Genomic DNA, 2,379 nt, shown 5'->3' with positions numbered 1-2,379 from the left:
GTTGGCGTGGTGACGCATTACATACGAGGCGACCGCAGTCGAAGATCAACAAATTGTCGGCCACCGAACCTATCTCATCTAGATTGTGAGTCACTACAAGTATTGTTTTGCCTTGGTCGGCTTCCTGCCGGAGTATTTTCCATACTCTGCTTCGACGAATCGGATCCACATCGTTGGTCGGTTCGTCCAGCAGTATTACGGAAGCCTCCTGAACGAGAGCCATCCCCAAAGAGACTAGGCGTCTGCAGCCACCAGATAGATTCTCTCCTGCGACATGCGAATATTGCTCAATGTCCAGACGACCCAAGAAGTCATTCGTTAGGCGAACCGCACGACGACGAGATATGCCACGCATGCCGGCTGCGCAGCATAAAGCCTCGACAGGAGTGACCCCGCGCAAAGGGACATGTGGCTGCGGCATATACGCGCATAGACGTCTCAGCTCGGCTGCATGGGATATTTCTCTTCCGGAAAAAAGTATGGTTCCAGAAGTCGGTTTCACTGATCCGCAAAGCGACCCGAGTAACGTGGTCTTACCTGCACCATTATGTCCGAGAACTCCTGTAAGTGTCCCTTTGGGCAATGAAAAACTGACATCCCGCAGCGCCCATACGTCGGAAGAGAATCTCCCGAACCGCTTATTTAAATCTCGCACGGATAAACTACAGTATTGCTCCATTTCCACCTTCCTATCGTTTACACTTCAAGTAAGCCAATAGTCAAAGCAATGGGCCATTGCCATATTATGAATAAATCCATTGCATATCCAAATAATCTGAATATGAACGATAAAAGATATTCACCATTGTTAGAGGGTTTGCTAAAGAATAGAGGCCTATCCAAAGTTAAAACAATCAGTAATCTACCATCACGGATTGCATGAAACCCCAATTGCCATACCATTCTTAGGCAAACTGTTGAAGCCGCTGATGCAGCATATGCATTATCGAAAATAATCTGAACCGCAAATAAAGCCGAGAGAAGCACTGAGTCAAATATCAGCCCGGCAGAGATCGCTTCAATGCGCCGAATGCGCGGCCAAGCCCAGACGTGATTTAGATTAGTGCTTATCACACGATGCAACATTTGTGCAGAAACGGTCCACGAACGACCGAAAACCATATGGCCAAATTCATGGATTGCTGTAGAAACTACGCCTACTACCGTAATCAGCAGTATGTCAATCAGAATGGATTCATGGGGTACCAGCCACCATCTCCCTGAGGGGAATCCATAACGAAAGAAATAATAAATGTTCAGCATGGATGATAGGGCTAATGATATCCACAAAAAAAATCTCATGCAAAACCATATTTTTCCTTTGCCTGGAGTTGGTTCCGACAATGGTATATTAAATCCGTCAATTGTTTGCGCGATTTTCTTTGCTTCAAATTGACTTTTGCAGTGAGCAGAAGATAGGATTACCGGTGGCTGGTTTCCATTGCCAATAATCCATTGGCCGGAAGAATTTTTTCGGCAATACACATCTACACCTTTTCCTCAAAAGTGAACTTAGACACCTTCCCCGTAATATTTGAATGCTTCCCAATCGTCATATGATCCATTACCGCAAGTTGGACATTCATCGTATCTAGGCCATGCGGGATGGGGGAAACTCGTGTAATTGGGGTAGTCAATTTCCAACTGCAGTCCCAAACTGCGAGGTTTCTCATAGTTTGTAATAAGACGTACCGCCTCATCTACCATAACCGATGTAATCAGCCAAATGGTTGGGGCAAATGCAATGGTAGGAGATTTGAAGCCGGAAGATTGGAAGCCTCGAAACTGTTTAACGAATCGTGAATCATTCTTCGTGTAATATAGATGTAAGCAGTCAAAGCAACCCGTTTTTTGTGGGACAATCGTGAATACTCGCCCATGCGTCATCTGAGTTGCACCGAAAACACAAGGTACGTTGGCTTCTACGATTGCTTTATTCACGCGCCGCTGCGCTAAGAATGGCGGTTCGTCAACAGCGCATATCACCAAATCATTTCCCGGAATCAAAGTCGATACATCTTCGGAGGATTCTATCTTACGATTGATGGCTTTAATTTCCATTTCGGAATTCATCGCATGTAAAGCTTCGGCCGCCGCTTCCACTTTAGGTCGTCCAATATCTGACTCGCGATACAACAATTGACGACCAAGATTGTTTTCCTCAACATTGTCATAGTCAACAATGGTGACACCTGCGATTCCTAGACCAGACAATAATGTCAAGATATTGGAACCCCCTCCCCCCAATCCGAGAAGAAGTATCCGACTATGCCGCAGTTTATTCTGTATCCGAGCCGCGGACTCTGTACTTGCGCCAGGGAAACAAGAAAAATAAGTAGCATTTGCCATATAACGCGGGGCGGTGACAGTGTCTTCGAA

At 45.9% G+C, this 2,379-nt stretch carries 3 protein-coding genes; all 3 read right to left on the bottom strand.

Annotated elements, in window-relative coordinates:
- Window positions 1-679 (bottom strand): ABC transporter ATP-binding protein (locus AB5Z52_RS16695; protein ID WP_368267098.1); only part of this gene is annotated, 679 nt, incomplete at its 3' end.
- A 17-nt stretch (window positions 680-696) separates the two neighbouring features.
- Entirely contained in the window at window positions 697-1,485 is a 789-nt protein-coding gene (locus tag AB5Z52_RS16690) for a hypothetical protein (RefSeq protein ID WP_144314078.1), read from the bottom strand.
- Between the two features lie 27 nt (window positions 1,486-1,512).
- On the bottom strand, window positions 1,513-2,349 hold the full coding sequence (locus AB5Z52_RS16685; protein WP_368267100.1) for a ThiF family adenylyltransferase: 837 nt from the start codon (window positions 2,347-2,349) through the stop codon (window positions 1,513-1,515).
- Between the last annotated feature and the right edge of the window lie 30 nt (window positions 2,350-2,379).

The organism is Enterococcus sp. RTP21361st1_A6_RTP21361_211029, assembly GCF_040910045.1.
Lineage (GTDB): Bacteria > Bacillota > Bacilli > Lactobacillales > Enterococcaceae > Enterococcus_D > Enterococcus_D gallinarum.
This window is presented reverse-complemented; position numbering and strand designations above follow the sequence as displayed.